Annotated in this window: 14 protein-coding genes; 10 read left to right on the top strand and 4 right to left on the bottom strand. The window is 44.8% G+C overall.

Annotation, left to right across the window (positions count from 1 at the left end):
• Window positions 1–36 precede the first annotated feature (36 nt).
• Window positions 37–618, bottom strand: a complete 582-nt coding sequence (locus tag ACDJ59_RS12285; RefSeq protein WP_413409147.1) for a LysE family transporter — start codon at window positions 616–618, stop codon at window positions 37–39.
• 130 nt (window positions 619–748) lie between these two features.
• On the opposite strand from ACDJ59_RS12285, the gene ACDJ59_RS12280 reads away from it, so the two are divergent.
• Window positions 749–1,303 carry a helix-turn-helix domain-containing protein gene (locus ACDJ59_RS12280; RefSeq protein ID WP_413409145.1) on the top strand — a complete coding sequence of 185 codons (555 nt, stop codon included), beginning with the start codon at window positions 749–751 and terminating at the stop codon, window positions 1,301–1,303.
• A gap of 140 nt (window positions 1,304–1,443) precedes the next feature.
• On the opposite strand, the gene ACDJ59_RS12275 is transcribed toward ACDJ59_RS12280, so the two are convergent.
• Window positions 1,444–3,861 (bottom strand): family 43 glycosylhydrolase, encoded by a 2,418-nt coding sequence (locus tag ACDJ59_RS12275; protein ID WP_413409144.1) that lies wholly within the window; start codon window positions 3,859–3,861, stop codon window positions 1,444–1,446.
• Window positions 3,862–4,246: 385 nt separating this feature from the next.
• Between ACDJ59_RS12275 and ACDJ59_RS12270 the strand changes: the two genes are divergently transcribed.
• The 6 genes from ACDJ59_RS12270 to ACDJ59_RS12245 all read left to right on the top strand — a co-directional run bounded on the left by ACDJ59_RS12270 (window position 4,247) and on the right by ACDJ59_RS12245 (window position 15,238).
• Window positions 4,247–7,987, top strand: a complete 3,741-nt coding sequence (locus ACDJ59_RS12270) for an alpha-L-arabinofuranosidase C-terminal domain-containing protein (RefSeq protein WP_413409143.1) — start codon at window positions 4,247–4,249, stop codon at window positions 7,985–7,987.
• Between the two features lie 148 nt (window positions 7,988–8,135).
• Window positions 8,136–9,041 carry an ABC transporter permease gene (locus ACDJ59_RS12265; protein WP_413409141.1) on the top strand — a complete coding sequence of 302 codons (906 nt, stop codon included), beginning with the start codon at window positions 8,136–8,138 and terminating at the stop codon, window positions 9,039–9,041.
• Between the two features lie 15 nt (window positions 9,042–9,056).
• Window positions 9,057–9,947: a carbohydrate ABC transporter permease gene (locus tag ACDJ59_RS12260; protein ID WP_413409139.1), complete on the top strand. Its 891-nt coding sequence runs from the start codon at window positions 9,057–9,059 to the stop codon at window positions 9,945–9,947.
• Between the two features lie 95 nt (window positions 9,948–10,042).
• Window positions 10,043–11,791, top strand: a complete 1,749-nt coding sequence (locus ACDJ59_RS12255) for a sensor histidine kinase (protein WP_413409138.1) — start codon at window positions 10,043–10,045, stop codon at window positions 11,789–11,791.
• A 4-nt stretch (window positions 11,792–11,795) separates the two neighbouring features.
• The gene (locus ACDJ59_RS12250) at window positions 11,796–13,475 is read left to right on the top strand and encodes a response regulator transcription factor (protein WP_413409136.1); all 1,680 of its coding nucleotides are present in this window, start codon (window positions 11,796–11,798) and stop codon (window positions 13,473–13,475) included.
• Window positions 13,476–13,594: 119 nt separating this feature from the next.
• Window positions 13,595–15,238, top strand: a complete 1,644-nt coding sequence (locus tag ACDJ59_RS12245) for an extracellular solute-binding protein (RefSeq protein WP_413409135.1) — start codon at window positions 13,595–13,597, stop codon at window positions 15,236–15,238.
• 82 nt (window positions 15,239–15,320) lie between these two features.
• Here ACDJ59_RS12245 and ACDJ59_RS12240 read toward each other — a convergent pair whose 3' ends face one another.
• Both ACDJ59_RS12240 and ACDJ59_RS12235 read right to left on the bottom strand, forming a co-directional pair.
• Entirely contained in the window at window positions 15,321–15,581 is a 261-nt protein-coding gene (locus tag ACDJ59_RS12240) for a hypothetical protein (protein WP_047842808.1), read from the bottom strand.
• Window positions 15,582–15,676: 95 nt separating this feature from the next.
• Window positions 15,677–15,805, bottom strand: a complete 129-nt coding sequence (locus tag ACDJ59_RS12235) for a DUF4023 family protein (RefSeq protein ID WP_339301222.1) — start codon at window positions 15,803–15,805, stop codon at window positions 15,677–15,679.
• Between the two features lie 206 nt (window positions 15,806–16,011).
• Here ACDJ59_RS12235 and ACDJ59_RS12230 point away from each other — a divergent pair, with 206 nt between their 5' ends.
• The 3 genes from ACDJ59_RS12230 to ACDJ59_RS12220 all read left to right on the top strand — a co-directional run bounded on the left by ACDJ59_RS12230 (window position 16,012) and on the right by ACDJ59_RS12220 (window position 18,894).
• The gene (locus ACDJ59_RS12230; protein ID WP_036670754.1) at window positions 16,012–16,764 is read left to right on the top strand and encodes a TrmB family transcriptional regulator; all 753 of its coding nucleotides are present in this window, start codon (window positions 16,012–16,014) and stop codon (window positions 16,762–16,764) included.
• 126 nt (window positions 16,765–16,890) lie between these two features.
• A complete protein-coding gene (locus ACDJ59_RS12225; protein WP_413409133.1) occupies window positions 16,891–18,054 on the top strand; it encodes an MFS transporter in 1,164 nt (387 codons plus the stop codon).
• A gap of 237 nt (window positions 18,055–18,291) precedes the next feature.
• Window positions 18,292–18,894: a sugar O-acetyltransferase gene (locus ACDJ59_RS12220; protein ID WP_413409790.1), complete on the top strand. Its 603-nt coding sequence runs from the start codon at window positions 18,292–18,294 to the stop codon at window positions 18,892–18,894.
• Window positions 18,895–19,025 lie beyond the last annotated feature (131 nt).

Genomic DNA, 19,025 nt, shown 5'->3' with positions numbered 1-19,025 from the left:
GCTCATTGAATGAGTGGACGCTTTTTCTATTGCATTTTACATCAGGATTGATAGTGCACTGTAAATTAACAACATACCCATGACGATATTAACAGGACGCTCGTATCTTAATAAAAAGCTCTGGAATAACATGCCACCAAACGCCCAGGTCATATTGGCACTAATACCGATGAAGGTGAGCAGTAAGGAAAATACAATTAATTGTACATGGGACTGCCCAAGAGGCAGAACAAAAACGGATATGGCAGTAAGCCCATACAGAATGACTTTGGGATTGATGAATTGCAGGGTGAACCCAAATAGAAATGAATAATGATTGACCTTGTTTTCTTGTGAATCTGCAGGTTTACTTCGCATGATTTTTAGCGCCAGATAGAGCATGTACACACACCCTAACACGTTCAATACGGGTGCGATCCTGGGAATATATTGATGAAGAATAAGGTTGAAATAACTGGACAGAAACATAATTAGCAGGCAGCCGGCTGCAACTCCACTAATAAAGGGAAGGGTCTTGCGGAACCCCTGATTTCTGGCATGCGTCATGGAAATGATATTGTTGGGTCCGGGTGTAAATGAAGCGATGATTGCATAGGTCACTAAAGGTATAATGTTCATGGTTCCTCCACGTCTTCTTAGTTGTGTGATATAATGACCTGAAATGTACGTTATAGCGTACGGTCTTTATTATTGTACAATATGTGCACTATATAGCACAACAAAATTATGAAATGAGGAGGATGGATTTTTGAAAAACATTAATAGTATTCTTGCTCAGAACCTCAAACAGCTTAGGGAACAAAGAAAACTCAGTCTGGACAAGGTCGCCGAAATGTCTGGTATTAGCAAGACCATGCTTGGTCAGATTGAACGTGGTGAATCCAACCCATCCATTGCAACCGTATGGAAGATTGCTAATGGCCTGAAAACCTCCTTCACTGCTTTGATCCACGAGCCTAAGTCAGATACAACCGTTGTAACGGGGGATGATATTCAAGTATTGATGGAGGATGAGGGAAGGGTTCGGATTTATCCGCATTTTCCTTTTGAAGAAGGACGCCGCTTTGAAATATATATGATGGAGATGGATGTGGATTCTTCTTTAAGTGCTGAACCGCACATCGAAGGTACGGAAGAATTTATTACGGTCTTTGAAGGTGAAGTTACGATTCGAGTAGGGGCGGAAGAATATACAGTGAACCAAGGGGAGTCGATCCGGTTCCGAGCAGACAAGCCCCATGCCTATATTAATCCCGGTGCTAAGACGAGCAGATTAAACATGGTTATTCATTATTCGAAGTGAAGTGACAATAAAGCAGCCTGATGTAATGAACTGCAACTCCCTCGTTAGTCGTGTCTCACAAAGGGTTCAGTTCAAAACATTGGCTGCTTTATTGATGTGTGCACTATGGAGCCCCAACCTCTAGCGAAGGGGACTCTAGATTAAGGCTTTTCTTTGGCCTGACGCTGTATTTCCTTGGCTGTTAAAGCTTTATCATATACTTTTACATTATCCAAGCTGCCTTTGTAGAACGGATCAGCCGTATAACGACTCTTGCCCACATAAGCTTCCGTTACCTGCAGATCTTTCGGGTTAAAAGTAATCTCAGAGCTGCTTGCAACCGATGTACCATTCACATACAGAGTACCCACATCACCCTGAAGAGTTACAGCGACATGAACCCACTCTTTGGAAGGCAGTGGATTTGCTGCAATCAGGCTCTGATCCCGTCCCTCGTTATGAATGGTGAATTGTAATGCCCCATTATGCTGGGAGGGCGTGAGGAACATATGCCTGGTCAAGCCATTTCCAAAGTCGAAAATACGCTGCCAGGACCCGCCGCCGTCCCAATTGACCCAAGCGCTAAACGTGAAATCCGTTGTATCTGTAATGAGTCCAGGTAACTGGATGAAACTGTCTGTCCCATTGAATGTAGCAGCCTGATTTTTGCCACTAGCAGCAGAACTGACCACGTTAAAAGCTTGTCCGTGATATTCGTTTTTGCTGTAATCCTGTGCGACTTTGCCAAGTTTCTTGTGTTCAAAAGTATACTCCCCGAGCAATGGGCTTACCGCTTGCTGTGGAATGATAACGTTAAACGTTTTGGAACTTACCGCAGTTCCTTTACGAATCGTCGCGGTTAATTTCACTTTGGCATCGCCCTTACCAGCGCGCGGTCGCTGCACTACACCTGTAGTGGATAGAGCCGAAGTGTTGGAGCTTTTCCACGTAATCTCTGCATCACTTGTTCCCTTGGTAGGCAGAGTCAGATTGAAGAACACGTGATCCGTATTGCTAATACTCAGGTCCTTTTTCACCGCATCTACAATGTCTTGATCACTCCGTTCAACACCTTGACTTCCCCAGATGGAAATTCCGGAGGATGAGAGCGCGCTAAAGGTCAGAACCGTACTTTGAGATTCCGAGTTCCATTCATGTGTGAAAACGCCTTTGTACACAACGTTATTCGAAGTGATCTGAACCTTGTTGTCTGCGCCAAGACTCCATGTTCCTGTCACGGCACCATGAATCTGCCCATCTGCCGTGAACTGAACGGTCTGGGATGGCTTGATGTCCGCCGTGATGTCCTTACCATGATTCACCCAGTGGTACTGACCAGCGATCTCCTGAGTTGTCAGTTGCGTGGTATCTTCTCCCAAAGCCGCATAGCGATATGGAGAAACAACAGGCCAACCATCTGCATTCATGTGCATCTCATGTACGCGAACTTCATGTTCTTCGCCACGCCCTGGAAAGCGGGTATGGAAGATGAGAAATTGTTTGCCAGTCTCCGGATCAACATAAGCAGAGTTATGTCCTGGCGATACATAGCCGCTACCTAGGCCTGTGCCCGGATCACCGATCTGTCTCTCGAACAGGAAGTTCCCCATCAATTTGACTCCAAAAGGTTCAATAGAACGATCATCAAACAACGGTTTATCCTTGTCCGCTTTAACGTTGATCATATCGTTTCCTTCCGCATCGAGGAAAGGTCCATCCGGTGTTTGGGAGCGAGCAACACGAATGTTGTATCCTCCATCAGCACCTAGTCCACCGTAAGACAGGTACAGATAATAATAATCGGTTTCGGGACTGTAGAGCATATAAGGTGCTTCAATACGACTATGATTGCCTCCGGTCAGCTTTTTGCCATAACCTTGATTCGGCAGTGGTTTACCTGTCGTTGCATCCATCTCCAGAATGAAAATCCCTCCGGAATACGAGCCATACACCATCCATAACTTGCCGTTTTTATCATAAAAGACATCCGGATCGACCACATTGGGATGAATCGTTGCATCGTAAATGGTACCATCCTCACTGATCTGATCCCACATGCCGGATTTCAACAGAATGCCTTGATCCTTATAAGGCCCTTCGATATTGTCTGCGACAGCAATGCCGAGCGCTGATCGCGGAGAGTCCCCTTTACAAGCATTGTAGTACATATAAAATTTGCCGTCCGCCAATTGAATGACATCTGCTGCCCATAACGTATCTGTCTGCGCCCATTCCAGCGCTTCAGCGAATTCCTTGGTTACATTGGGGACAACAGGGTTGTTATCTGTAACGCCGGAGGCGACCAGATCCCAGTTCAGAAAGTCTTTGGACTTAGCTACTTGCAGGTGTGAACCAAAAATATAAAACGTATCATCCACCTTAATGACAGAAGGGTCATGAACGGAAACATTTTTGAATGATGGAGCAGAATTAGCGATAGGTGTGGTGGAACTCTGCGAGTTACCCAGGGTTGCCCCTGAACCATTTGCGAACACCGAGACCGGCGCCAAAGTTGTTGCAGTAAGTAAAGTGGTGCTTAGTACAGAAATGTTAAGTACGCGAACCCAATAACGTTTCATACGTTTCCCCTTTCCTATTCCCCGGAATGAAAAATCAACCGATACTTGGCAACACACGATAAAAGGTTCGGCAGACCTCCTTTGAGTATTTCATTATATCAAGCGCTTTCATTTGTTATATTATCAATTGATTTATATGTTTGTAAACCATAAATCTAATGTTTATAAGAGTAAAATGAAAAATAAATAAGAGACGGGAAGAGCCGATAAAGGTCATTACATTCAAATAAACCAGTTGTCTTTCTCAAATTTGGGATTGAAATGGGGATCGATGATGCGATATTATTACGTTTAAGAAATATATTTAACTATTTATCAATCATTTTATATTAATGCGAATCAAAAGCGTGAACCGACAATTCCCAACTACATAGGAGGTAAGAATATGAGCACATATCAAAATCAATTAATTGCACAATACACGTTTGAAGATACCGTTCAGATCGGGAAGGACAGCTCCGGTAAGGGACATGATGGTATAGCCAAAGGCGAGATCCCGCCTGTGATATCCGAGTTGAAAGGCAGAACGGCGGTGACTTTCAACGGGGGAGCGAATGGAACTTCTTATCTGCAATTACCCTCGAATCTGCTTGATGATGTAAGCGATAACACAGGAATTACGATTGCAACTTGGGTGTTTCTAGGCAAGGGATCTAATGTGTGGGAACGCATTTTTGATTTTGGCAAAGGGGAGAAGGGGCCGTATTTGTTTCTGACACGTCAGCTCTTGGGAACGTTATATGCCGGCGATAATCTGGTTGTCCACCCAAGTGGAGGAGTTGCAAGTGGAGAATGGCTGCATATTGCGCTCTCCGTGGCAGGTAGCCAAGGGGGAACGTTGAGCAGTGCGGGTCCAATTGTGTATGTGAACGGGGAGAAGGCCGCAGACGGTTCGATCAGTCAGACGTCGAGCGGCAATTATGCCAAATTGCGCGAATGGTTTGATTCGTTCACCGATCCTGAGAATTATAGCCAGAATTATATTGCACGTTCCCAGTATGCAGCGGATGTGGACTTTGCAGGTTCGTTATCCGACTTTCGGATCTATGGGGCAGCACTCACCATGGATGAAGTCATTGAAGTGATGTGTGAATCACTGACAGATGAAGCGATTGTGAAGCTTGCGGCGGACAAGTACTTGTCCTTCCCCAACCGAATCATCACCAAGGATGTATCATTACCAGCAGACTTGCTTGGTGGTAAAGTGTCTGTTGAATGGAGCTCCAGTGCTCCAGAAGTTCTGTCTGAGAACGGAGAGGTTCAGGTGATCACATCAGCACAAGAGGTTACGCTCCGTGCGCTTCTGAACAGAGGTGATCGTAAGCTGAGCCAAAGCTTTGACGTGTCTGTTGTGCCGGCCCATCTTCCGCCTTATACGGTCACCATCCATGGAGATCAGAAGGTGGCTGACATCAGTGAAGTCATGTATGGACTTTTCTATGAGGATATTAACAACGCGGCAGATGGCGGAATCTATGCAGAGCTTGTTCAGAATCGATCATTTGAGTCTTTTGCATTTGATACGTACTCGCATGACTCTGGAGAATGTGGTTGTTCGACAGGTCGAAATCGTGAGCCTTTGTTTGCCTGGTCAGGCGATACGGAGAAAATGCGCGTGCAGCATACGGATGGACTGAACGTTCACTTTAACGTGGAAGACCCTGAAGTAAATGCTTATTATGTAACGGTTCAGGATGGGGCAACGATTCGAAATCGTGGATTCTCAGATTCCAACCAGCATTGTGCCATGTCCATCAAGCAGGGTGAATCATATGACTTTACCGTATGGGCAAAAGCAGAATTGGCAGGAACGATCACTGTTCAATTGCAGGATGGAAGTGACACTTCCATCAGTGATTCGGTAACGCTGCATGTTGAAGGTGGGAACACATGGAAGAAATACGGTTTGTCTCTGACCGGAACGGAGACTGTACTTGGTCAACTGGCACTTATGTTTGCAGGTGACATCTCTATCGATATGGTGTCCTTAGTCCCTCAGAATGTGTGGGGAGCTGATCCGACAGATGAGGGAATATCGGCTACAGCACATGCCAACTACACAGGTAATCCGAACTATCGATTGAGAAAAGATCTAATCCAGGCACTCGCAGATCTGCATCCAAAGTTCTTGCGTTTTCCGGGAGGATGTATCTCAGAGGGATCTTTTATCTGGGATAACGTATATGACTGGAAGGATTCTGTGGGTCCGGTTGAGCTCCGCAAAGAGAATTATAATGTCTGGGGTTACATGATGACGATGGGGCTTGGTTATATGGAGTACTTCCAACTGGCGGAAGATCTGAATGCCGCTCCAGTTCCAGTCATGGCTTGCGGTGTGTTGTGTCAGGCACGCTCGGATTATGCTCACCCTGCGGGTGGCGCTTTAAGGGATTATTATATCCGCAACTTTACAGACCTGATTGACTTTGCGCTCAGTACAGACTTTGAACACAACGAATGGGCGGCGGTGCGAAGCCAGATGGGACATCCTGAACCGTTTGATCTTCGTTATCTGGGCGTAGGTAATGAGAACTGGGGCACTGAATTTTTTGCCAACTTTGAAGTATTCAAACGTTCAATAGATGACTACATGAAACAGAACTATCCTGATCATGAGCTGCACATTATCTCGACGGTTGGTGCTCAGGCGGATGATGATGCGTACCAGGAAGGATGGAAATTCCTCAGTGGGAACCTCACCGGATCAGCTCAGGTTGCTTTTGCAGATGGTGCTGAGGTGATTGAGGAGACCGTAACCTGGTATGAGAATCAGGACAATTACATGGACACCATTGCAGATGAGCACTACTACCGCTCCAATGAATATTTGCTGAACAACGTAGATCGATACAACTATTATGACCGGGCTTATCTTGAAGACGGAAGTATAGATTGGAAAGAAACATCCAAAGTATTTGTTGGAGAATATGCTTCCACGGACAAAAACACGCTGGCAGGAGCGGTCGCAGAAGCTGCGATCATGACTGGGTTTGAAAATAATGCAGACGTTGTTCGTTTGGCTGCCTATGCGCCATTGTTCAACAAAGTACTAACGGATGGCACTTACCGCTGGACGCCAGACTGCATCTGGTTTGATGATGAAACGGTATGGTATACACCGAATTATTATGTACAGCAGCTTTTTGCAAAATATGTAGGGGATCAGGTGCTTGAGACTTCATTCTCCACCTATAACAAAGGCAAACCGCTGAGTCTCATTCCGCGTGGCGGCATCGAGATTGCAACAGGTCATGCAGACATCGTGGTGAAACGAGTTACAGTGACGTCCAATGTGGATGGCAGTTTGATGTTTGATGAAGATTTCAGGGAACGTACAGAGCCTAGTGAGACATGGAACCAGATTCCCGGATCGGAAGGATACACGTTAACCGAAGGGAAAGGACTCATTTTGAAGGCACAATCAAGTGGATTGAATGGATTGTACCTGCTGAATGACGAGTGGACCAACTACAAGGTGCACGTTGAGGCTGAAAGAATTTCAGGTGAAGATGGTTTTTACATCGGCGTGGGACTGACGGATATTTCGCCCGAGAACAAGGATGTCATCGAGTACGCGATCAGTTACGGGGGAAATGCCACAGGAGTGAAGGTGTACAAACAAGGGATTGAAGGTTATACACTAGGAGACTATTCATCCAGTTCGGCAGCAGGTAACCTGAGAGCGGCCAACTATGAACCACTCGAGAATGGAACCGATTATACAATCACGGTTAACTATGGTGGGGATACAGGAAAGAATCTGGTCTGCTCCTATACAGACGGACGAAATACCAGCAAGGTTCTGGATTACAAGCTGGAAGCTTACAACCGGGAAGTATTCCACTCCGTTACGAAGGATGCACGGCATGTGTATGTGAAGCTGGTCAATGCTGATGGTGTGGATAAATCAACCCGGATTTGCCTTCAGGATCTGAAAGTTAATTCTTCAGCCAAACTGATCACACTTACTGGGGAAGATCATTTGGTGCATGTTCCGAATGTAAATCAGAAGAATGATGAGAAAGTGATTCCCCAAGAACAGGTGATAACACTGTCCGATACAGCGGTGGTCGTTAACTTAACTGCTCATTCAGTGAATGTATTAGTTATGGATATTCTGAATTAAATAAACATCGTGAACAAGAGACCGCGGATATCGCGGTTTTTTGGCGTTCCAGTGCAGAGAGTCAACAAAAGATACCCAAAGTAAATAGCCCACACTATTGCGGTGATCTGGCTGCTCCTATAATAAACGTTGAAGGAGGAGTCAGTTTATGCGTTCCAACTACAAACAATTTATCCGAAACGTTCCGCTTCATCTCATGATTCTGCCTGGACTGCTCATTATTATTGTATTCGGTTACATTCCGATGGCGGGGCTCTCTATTGCCTTTCAGAATTTCTCTCCCATTGCCGGATTCAAAAATATGAATTGGGTGGGTTTGGACAATTTCAGGTATCTGTTCGATCTACCGGGTTTCTCGCAGGTTGTATGGAATACGGTATTTATATCAACGATGAAAATTGTATCCGGCTTGGTGATTCCGGTACTTGTAGCCTTATTGCTCAATGAGGTTCGCAAGACAGGTTTTAAACGAACGATCCAGACCGTGATCTATATGCCTCATTTTTTCTCATGGGTTATTCTGGCGGGAATCATCGTGGATGTGTTATCTCCAAGCACTGGTATCGTTAATTTGTTGCTGAAAGCCGTAGGAATTGACCCAATTCAATTCCTGGCCAGTAACGAGTGGTTCCCTTACATACTTGTCATCACAGACCAATGGAAAGAATTTGGATTTGGGACCATTATCTATCTCGCTGCCCTCACGAATATTGATAAGTCTCTGTATGAGGCCTCTGTTATGGATGGTGCGGGAAGATGGAAACAGACATGGCATATTACACTGCCAGGCATTCGCCCAATCGTAATTTTGATGGTAACGCTTAGTCTGGGAAATGTACTCAACGGCGGCTTTGACCAAGTGTTCAACCTCTACAATCCATTGGTATATGAATCAGGAGATATCCTGGATACGATGATCTACCGGATCGGATTGCAGGATGCACAGTATTCCGTATCGACAGCGTTGGGTCTGATCAAATCTGTCGTGTCTTTCATTTTTATCGGACTTGGTTATTTCTTGGCCTATCGGTTCGCGAATTATCGGATATTCTAGAAAGGAGGCAGAATCATGCACCACGCATCAAAAGCCTATCGGTGGTTTCTAGGGTTTAACTACGTCATCCTGACGATTCTTGCCTTGTTATGCCTGTTCCCGATTGTGAATATATTAGCGATTTCATTTAGTTCGAGTGATGCGGTCAAAGCGGGCAGTGTCACATTCTGGCCTGTGGATTTCACATTGTCCTCCTATCAATACATTCTGGAAAATCAGCAGTTCCTGAACTCGTTCGGCACAAGCCTTCTTCGTGTAGTTCTGGGGGTTACGACCAATCTGATCTTCACCATTCTCGTAGCTTATCCGCTCTCCAAAGAGGCTGCCAAGTTCCGTTCAAGAACGTTCTATGCCTGGATCTTTGTATTCACCATGTTATTCAGTGGAGGATTAATCCCGGGTTACCTGGTGGTTAAGGAAGCGGGGCTGCTGGATTCCATCTGGGCTTTGATTTTGCCAGGCGCTGTTCCGATCTTTAATGTACTTTTAATGCTTAATTTCTTCCGGGGATTACCGAAAGAGCTTGAAGAAGCTTCCTGGATGGATGGGGCAGGACATTTTCGCACACTATGGAGCATTTATCTTCCGATCTCTCTGCCAAGTATCGCGACCATTACGCTGTTCGCTTTGGTGGGTCACTGGAATGCCTGGTTCGATGGCATGATCTATATGAAGAGTCCGGAAGGTTATCCGCTGGCTACCTATCTTCAGTCCATGTTGCAACAGGTGACGATGATTCAGAGCGAGATGATGACGCTGGAGGATGCGACGCTCTTAAGTCAGGTATCGGATAGAACCACCCAAGCTTCCCAGATCTTTTTGTCCGTTATTCCGATTCTGCTCGTGTACCCATTCTTGCAGAGGTATTTCGTTCATGGGCTTGTTGTCGGAAGTGTAAAGGGATAAGATCGATAGGAGGAAAACCGATCGATGGAAGGAGCCGATTTTTGGCTCCTTTTTTGCTATTGATGAGAGAGCGTGAGGAAAGGAGGAGGGAAATATTGCGATTCATCCGGGGGAGATGGAGAGAGTCATCCATTGTTGTCAAACTGATGATTGCTTTTGTACTGGTCATTCTACCCTTGTATGGGATAAGCATTATGATTACGCAAGTTAGCTCCAAGCAGATGCAGACTGAAGTCGAGAAGGCACATGAGTCCAAATTATACTTCTACCATAATCATCTGCAATTCGAATTGGAGCGAATGAGTGCGCTGGTTACCGAATTTTCATTTGATGAAACCATGTCCACTCTAAGTACACGAGCCGCGATTATGAGCAGGTATGAAGTCACGTCCAGTCTGAACAATATCCACAATAAGCTGGGTCAGATCATGGTGACAAGTCCCTACATTAGTGATGTGGTGTACTATGTTCCTGCTCTACATAAACGGGTCAGTGCCGCGGACGGGATTCGAGACGTAGAGGATAACGAGTGGCAGAATCTGCTCGCCACGATGGGGAATCTGAATGGCGAATTATCACATTCCAATAACGATCTCTATTTCCTGAAAAGTAATCCATATAACATGAACCATGAGGAACCACCCAATTTCATATTAGGGATACGCTTGTCTGCTGAAGAACTGAAACATCGTTTGCAGCAGCTGTCGGAAACGGGCGAAAGTGAGATTACACTGAGTTTTGGTGAACAGCAACATGTGGTGATCTCTTCTTCCGACCAGCCAGCACCTGTTAAACCGATTCGAACTGTTTCGCCTGAACCGTCCGAGTCCATGCAAGTTACGAAGTTTCAATCTGATCCATATCTCTATTATTCATTACATGATAAGGATCACTCGTTCACGCTGACAGCCACTATACCGCAAGATGTGCTGAGGGCACCGCTGGAACAATACAACGTATGGTTATGGATGGTCACCTTCATGTCGGTTGTGATCATTATTGTCTTCTCGTTTTCGATCTACAGATCGATTCACCAACCGCTAGCGGTACTCATTCGAGGATTCAGGATGGCAGAGCAGGGCCAGACAAGCGTACATATTCCTTCATCCAGAAGGGATGAATTCGGCTATTTGTACTCTCGGTTCAACCATATGATAGAGCGCTTACATATTTTGATCGATGAAAATTATGTTGCACGGATTCGAACAAGTGAAGCGGAACTCAAACATCTACAATCCCAGATTCAACCTCACTTTTTATACAACAGTCTGTTCAGCATCAAGCAGATGGCTGAGGTGGAGAATGTGGAGCTTATTCAGGAATTCACCGACTATCTGGGTCAATATTTCAGGTACATGTCTCGGGATTCTCATACGGAGGTATCGTTGGGGGCTGAGATTGACCATGCGCTGGTCTATGCATCCATTCAGAAAATCCGATTTGGTTCAAGAATTCAATTGGAATTGGAGGATCTGGATGCGAGGTACAAAATGATTTCGATTCCCAGAGTTATTATCCAGCCGATCGTGGAAAATGTGTTTGAGCATGCACTAGCCAAACGTAGCCAGGGAGGAATTCTACAACTTTCGTACCAACAGGATCAGGACAATCTGTCCATTCGCATTGAGGACGATGGGGATCAGTTATCAGACGAAACCTTGAATTACCTACAATCTGCCTTTGAGGAAATAGAGCGGAAACATGGAAACGAAGAGATAACCGGACTCATGAATGTAAATCAGCGATTAAGAATCAAATTCGGGGCCGCCTATGGTCTTACAGCGCAGCGAAGTGAGCTGGGTGGGTTGTGCATTCTAGTGAAAATTCCATGGAAAGGGGAGTAGTGTTATGCAACGGATGCTTATTGTAGATGATGAACCCGTTATTTTAGATGGACTGTATGCTTTCTTTCAAAAGGCGAACTTTCAGGATATGGAGATTATTAAAGCATACTCTGCCTTTGAAGCCATCGATTGGCTGAACTCGGTCAAGATTGATATTGTACTCAGTGACATCTGTATGCCTGGTATGGATGGCATGCAATTGATTGAGCAGATTATGGATCGGTGGCCACGATGCAAAGTTCTCTTGCTGACCGGTCATAACGAATTCGATTATGCACACCAAGCCATTCGAAATCCGTGCGTTGTTGATTACCTGTTAAAGACAGAGGGAATGAATCATATTCGGGCTGCGGTAGAACGGGCGTTAACACAGATCTCGGAAGAGAATGATTTTCGCTACCAAGCTGCCTGGTTTCGCAGTAAATTGCCACGAGCACTGCCCCAGTTACAGCGTCAATTGCTACTGGATGTGCTTAAGCGAACGGATAGACAAGATATCGTTTCACTTCAAGAAGAACTGGATGCTGTGCAGTTACCTTTCGAATCCGATCAACTCGTTATTCCTGTGATTATACGGGTAGAGGAGTGGAACAACTATCAATCTCAGGCGGATCGCAGTCTCATCCGCTATGCCGTTGCCAATGTTGCGGAGGAGCTGTTGCAAGACAAGGCTAAGGTGAAGGCGATTGATCTGGACACTCAGGTCATCGCGTGTTTTATTCAATCGCAAGAGACGTATCCGTCATACGTGTCTACTACGCAAGGGGAACGAGGGAGTCAGCTGGAGAGCTGGGTACAGACCCTTCGTTTTGTCTATGGCACATTGGAGTCTGTGCAGCAATCCTGTGCGGACTGCTTGAACCTTTCTGTATCCATTATGGTCAGCGAGCAGGCGGTTGAGTGGAGCAGGGTTAATCAGGCAATCGGGCAGTTACGCCTGTCGATTCATGAGGGTCCCGGGCTTGGGATGGAGAAGCTGCTGCGTGTAAATATCCAGGATGAATTGCCTTACACCCCTAGCATTATGAATCAACAGGGTGTTGTAACGCTGCATCTGGATCAGATCAAACAGCGAATAACCGCCGGGGATCGGGAATGGATAGACTCCTTCCATAAATGGACCGAGGCGGCGAAGGAGGGACTTCCAGATCCGTTCTTTCGCATGAAAACATATACGGGTGCAGCGAGTGTACTCATTGAAGTCCTGCATGAAATGGGATTATATGAATCGGCAATGGAAGAAATATCGCTGTCTCGAATGTTACATTTTGATATTCATACCGCATGGACCGATCTGGTCATCTTTTATCAATCGGCATACGAATGGATGATCTCCAAACGAAGCGATGCCCGCCTGAATGACCAATCACAGATTCTGATTACGATCCATCATTATATCAAACACCATCTGGAGGATGACCTCTCACTCACACGGATCGCACAGAAAGTTTCTCTTAACCCCTCTTATCTGTCGCGTTGGTACAAACGAATTACAGGCAAAGGCATATCCGACTACATCCATGACCGCAGAGTGGAGCGAAGCAAAGAGTTGCTTCTGGGTTCTTCCTGCAAAATGCATGAAATATCCGCGAAAGTTGGATTTAGCGATCAGCATTATTTTTATCGTTTCTTCAAAAAAGCGACAGGCTGCACCCCTCAAGAGTATCGGGATCAGAAAAGTTAGAGGATATCTCAAATGGTAAATCAAAGATACCAGATGTCAACGGGATACACTCGAAGTGATAACGCTTTCTTTATAAAATAAAAATATACCTCACGGGAGGAGAAAAAAGGGGGATTCACATGAATATATCATTCAAGAAGTTCTCATTGTTAACATTAACCATAGTGCTGGCCACCACGCTTGCTGCCTGTTCGTCTGGTGCGGGAAGTGCCGAGAAGGAAGCTGAGCCGAACACACAGCAGGATGCGGGAGGACCACTTACGAAATATGACCCACCCATTAAATTGACTTCCACCATGAATGAAACGGGGAAAGAATCGCTTGCCCAAGGAGATACACACGCCAATAACATCTGGACCAGAGGGTACAAGGATGAACTCGGTATTGATGTAACATACGAATGGATTGTTCCGGATGCCAATTATAACGATAAGATGAATGTCACGTTGGCGAGTGGTGATCTGCCGGATGTACTGAAAGTGAGTGCTGTTCAATTCGAACAACTACATGAAGCGGGAATGCTGGAGGATCTGACCGAAGTATATGACAAGTATGCATCCGAACTGGTGAAGGAGTTCATGTCTGCTGAAGATGGAGCGGGTCTGAAGCCGGTAACGAAGGATGGCAAAATATACGCCATGGTGAGTTTTCCAGGCTCGCTGGATTCCTCGGATATGATCTGGATTCGTAAGGATTGGCTGAAAAAGGTTGGTCTTGAAGCACCCAAATCCATGCAGGATGTTATCCAGATTGCAGAAGCCTTTACCTTCGAAGATCCAGACGGAAATGGCAAAGATGATACGTATGGTATTGCCTTGAACAAAGATTTGCCTATAAACGCGTTCTTGCTTGGTTATCATGGTTATCTCGAAACCTGGATTAAGGATGCTTCAGGTCAAGTCGTGAATGGAACGATCCAACCGGAAGTGAAAGAAGGATTGCGTGAGCTTCAGACTCTGTATCAGAAGGGTGTGCTTGATCCCGAATTTGGCGTTAAGGATTTTGCTAAAATGATGGAGGATGTGAATGCAGGCAAGTCAGGCATGTTCTTCCTGCCACAATGGGCACCTTTTCAGGTTAGTAGCATGATTAAGAAAGAAAAAAACATCGACTGGATGGCTTACCCGGTTCAATCGATTGATGATCAACCAGCAAAAACACAGAATCATCTTAGTCTGGGCGGTATATTTGCCGTTCGTAAAGGCTACGAGCATCCAGAAGCGTTGATTAAACTTCTTAATTTCCAAGCTGAAAAAATGTTCGGTGAGTCTGCCAAGGAAGAACGGGCTGCATATTTGAATGGACTGACAGGTCTGGGTTTTCATAATGCAACGGTCTCCAACCTGCCAGCCAACAAAAATGTGAAGGCACAGGATGAAGTAGAGCAGGCGCTCAAAACAGGAGATACGTCCGGATTGGAACTCGAAGCGAAGCTGTTCTATGACGATATTATGGATTATCGGAATGGGAATCTCGATAAGTGGCATATGGAGCGTATCTTTGGCCCCGAAAGTTCACAAGGTGTGATTAAATATTATCGGGATAATGACTTGATTGTCATGAATGAATTAATCTATGCACCAACGAGAACGATGAATACGAAGCAGGCAACACTCGATAAACTGAGAGCTGAGACGTTTCTGAAAATCATCTATGGCAATCTGTCGATTGACGAGTTCGATAACTTTGTAGCCAATTGGAAGAAACTTGGCGGGGATCAGATCACACAAGAAGTGAATGATACCATCGCAGCTAACCAATAGAAGGATTGATTATATAATCCAAGAATGAAAAATGAAAAAATGGTGCGCTCTCTAAAGTGAGGCACCATTTTTTTGATACTGATCATTTGCGTTTCAATAACAGAACTCCGCTGATTTCTGACGTTTTGTAGCGGTATACCACTTTGAATCCAATATCATTGTCCAGCAAGCAATTCAGTGCATTGATCAGCCGTGCACCGGGAACCAGTGTGAATGTACATGGAGACGTATTACCAATCACACGTACACTTTGGATTCTGCGCGCAGAACCGGGAATGAGCGGATTTCTAGACCAATAGATTAATACCAGATCTGGTTGTGGAACAGCATTGACACGAGCCATACTAATCATCTCTTTTCTATTAAAGGTTCTTAATAGTAGATGAAAAGTAGAGGAAAGGGTGCTAGACGGAAGACATGATGTTTAATAAATAGACTCTACTTATTCGTAGAGTGCTGTTTCGATGGCAACTTGTCCCCTGGCGTTCCCTTGCCGTTGTTTTTATTGTGACGCTCTTTTTCGGCATTTTCGTTAACTTTCTTCACAAAATCTTGAGTACTTTCCATTTTAAATTACAGCTCCTTCCACAAGCAAAATGTGTATTCCCGATTGTTAATATAACCACTGGAAAGTGATTTTATTTTGGAGGCATCGCTAAATTTAATTTTGATTCCACATTCCTAGGTCAGTTGGGACATACTGGACATGGGAAGTTCATGCGTCTAAACTAGATAGACCAGACACACTAAGAAGGGATGCGCAGATCCAAACCATGTTGCAGAAATTCGGGTTTACACAATATGAAAGTCAGGTATACGAGGCTATATTCGCGCAGGATGAACCGCTTGATGCCACATCGATTGTAAATTACTCCAACGTTCCCAAAGCCAAGATCTATGAAGTACTTAATCGCCTGATCGACAAGGGAACAGTGCTGACAACGATGGATGGGAAGAAAAAACTATATATGGCTGTGGATCTTCAGTCTATTATTCATAAGATCAAGGCTGATTTTGAGAAAGATATTGAGGAATTGAAGAGTTACAAAATCAAACGCACATTCACCGATGAACATATCTGGACGTTAAAAGATGAGTCGTCCATCGCATCGAATATCGAACAGCTTATCGAGGAAGCAGATTCATCGATTCTTTTTCTGGCCTGGAATGAGCGAATGGAGAAATATCGTGAACTGCTGGAGCAGAAGGAAAAGCAGGGCGTGTACGTTGAAGTGCTTGCCGTTGGGGGAATGGAGACATCCTTAAACCGGATATACTCGTTGATTCCATTGCTTGATGCACCGGAACCTTCACAGCTGCTTATTGTGGATCATGCATATCTGCTGTTTGCTGGTGTAGAGCACGATTCATGGCGAGCGATCAAGACGATGTCCAAACCGATTGTCAAAGCGATGACTGATTATTTCTACCATGATGTTGCCCTTACTCAAATAACCAAAAAATACGGTGACCAACTGTTACAGGATGCTGAAATCGAGAAACTGCTCACCAGATTGATCTATTAAAACTATTCTCTTGGAGGATAGTTTTTTTGTTATATCTTTGTTTGAAAACAATCATGAAAATAACTATTGAAACTTTCATTCTTATGGGTTACTATCGTAGTTGTAACTTTTGAGGAGGATTCAAAAATGAATAAGAAAGTATATGTGCTTGCTATCGCAGCATTTGTGGTCGGAACCGTTGAACTGATCTTGGGCGGGATTCTGGACCTGATTGCTACGGATCTTCATCTTTCCCTGGCGAAAGCCGGGTATTTAATCTCTATTTTCTCACTTGTCTATGCGTTGTCTGCGCCGATTTTATTAAATATGACAGCCAGATTCGAGCGTAAAAAAGTATATATGTGTACGCTGTTTGTTTTTCTGATCAGTAATCTGCTCTCTGCGTTCAGTACCAGCTTTTATATGCTTATGGCGGGCAGAGCACTCGGAGCCGCCGCGGGCTCACTTATTTTTGTGCTCTCCCTGACCCTTGCAGCGCGCATTGTGGAACCACAGTATAAAGGACGCGCCGTGGGGATCATTACCATGGGAGGTAGTGCATCACTTATCCTGGGTGTACCTCTTGGTATCTTTGTAGGCAACTTGGCAGGCTGGCGTGAGGTGTTTATGTTGATCGCTATTCTCACAGCAGTGGTCATGGTAGCCATTTGGATTGCGATGGATCGTGTGCAGCCTATTCCTGCTGTATCCCTGAAGAAACAGCTTACGGCTCTGTGGAATCCAAAAATGTTGGCAATCCATGCTACGACTTTGCTTGTTCTCGCGGGTCATTTGACTTTATATGCGTATTTCACACCGTTTTTGCAAGAAACGTTGGGTGCCAGCGCCACGATGGTTACCTTTATCTATATGATGTTTGGAATCGCCGCTGTTGCAGGTGGAGGCATCGGGGGCATGTTATCCGATCGTCTGCATCCTGCTAAAGCCATTATCATTGTGCTGATTCCCTTTATCGTGAGTATGGCTGTCATTCCGTTCAGTGTGGGATTGCCTTTGATCGCCTTCTTGCTGCTGTTAAGCATCTGGAGTGCACTGAGCTGGACCGTTACGCCTGTACAGAATAGTCTGATTATCAAAACGTCGCCGGAAACAGCCGAAACGCTAATCAGCACCAACTCAGGTATTGCCCATGCAGGTATTGCACTGGGCACCTATATCGGTGGCATGGTGATTGATCATTCATCGATTCTGAATACTGGATGGGTTGGTTCTGTTCTCATACTGCTTGGTTTGGTGTCTGCCATCTATGCCATTAGCGTTAAGGAAAAGACCGTTCAGGCAGTTGCTTAGAATAAAGAAATTAGACAAAAGCTTGAACCTCTGCATCCCCATTAGTCTAATGGGTGTAGAGGTTTTTTATTGTTGATACGCTAGAGTACGCGTTAGTAAAATAAACCATTTTTATATAGAGCAAAACTTGCTTTATTCATCGTAATCTATATAATTAAAAGAGTTTTAAAAAGTGTTTTTAGAGAGAATGAGCTTTAACTTATTTATAGATAGCAGATGGGAAGTGCTTACGAAATGATGACTGAAAAAGAAAAATCTCAATTAGGGCTCTTGTATAATGCCAATTATGATCAAGAGTTAATTGAAGAGCGTTTACATGCCAAAGGACTTTGTTACGATTATAACCAGCTCCATCCAGCCAAGATCAATGAAAGAGAAGCGTTAATCAAGAAACTGCTGGGGAAAACGACGGATCGTTTCCTGATTGAACAGCCATTTGTATGTGATTACGGCTATAATATTGAAATTGGTGAGAACTTCTATAGCAATCATAATACTGTCATGCTGGATGGAGGAAAAATCAGTTTTGGAGATAACGTTTTTGTTGCTCCCAATTGCGGATTTTATACAGCAGGCCACCCTTATGATGTTGAGCAGCGCAATGAAGGTCTGGAGATCGTTGGACCCATCACGGTGGGCAATAATGTGTGGATCGGTGGCGGTGTGACAGTTCTAGCCGGTGTGACGATTGGAGATAATACGATCATCGGCGCAGGGAGTGTAGTGACCAAGAGTATACCGTCTGGTGTGATTGCTGCGGGTAATCCTTGCAGGGTCATTCGCAAGATAACAGAAGAAGACAAAACAAAGTACAGCAGGGATGTAGTGAAGAATAAATAGTGAACAACGTGATAGTAGCTAATGAGAATGCCCGATGTGTATCATTGGGTATTTCTTTTTGAAAATAAATATAAAATCCCCCAGACAGAAAACATGCCAAGGTACCGTATAACCGACACTCTTTCATGTGA

The sequence above is a fragment of the Paenibacillus amylolyticus genome (assembly GCF_047302515.1).
In the GTDB taxonomy this organism is placed as follows: domain Bacteria; phylum Bacillota; class Bacilli; order Paenibacillales; family Paenibacillaceae; genus Paenibacillus; species Paenibacillus amylolyticus_G.
Note: the sequence above shows the minus strand (reverse complement) of the source record. Positions and strands in the feature narration are given on the sequence as shown.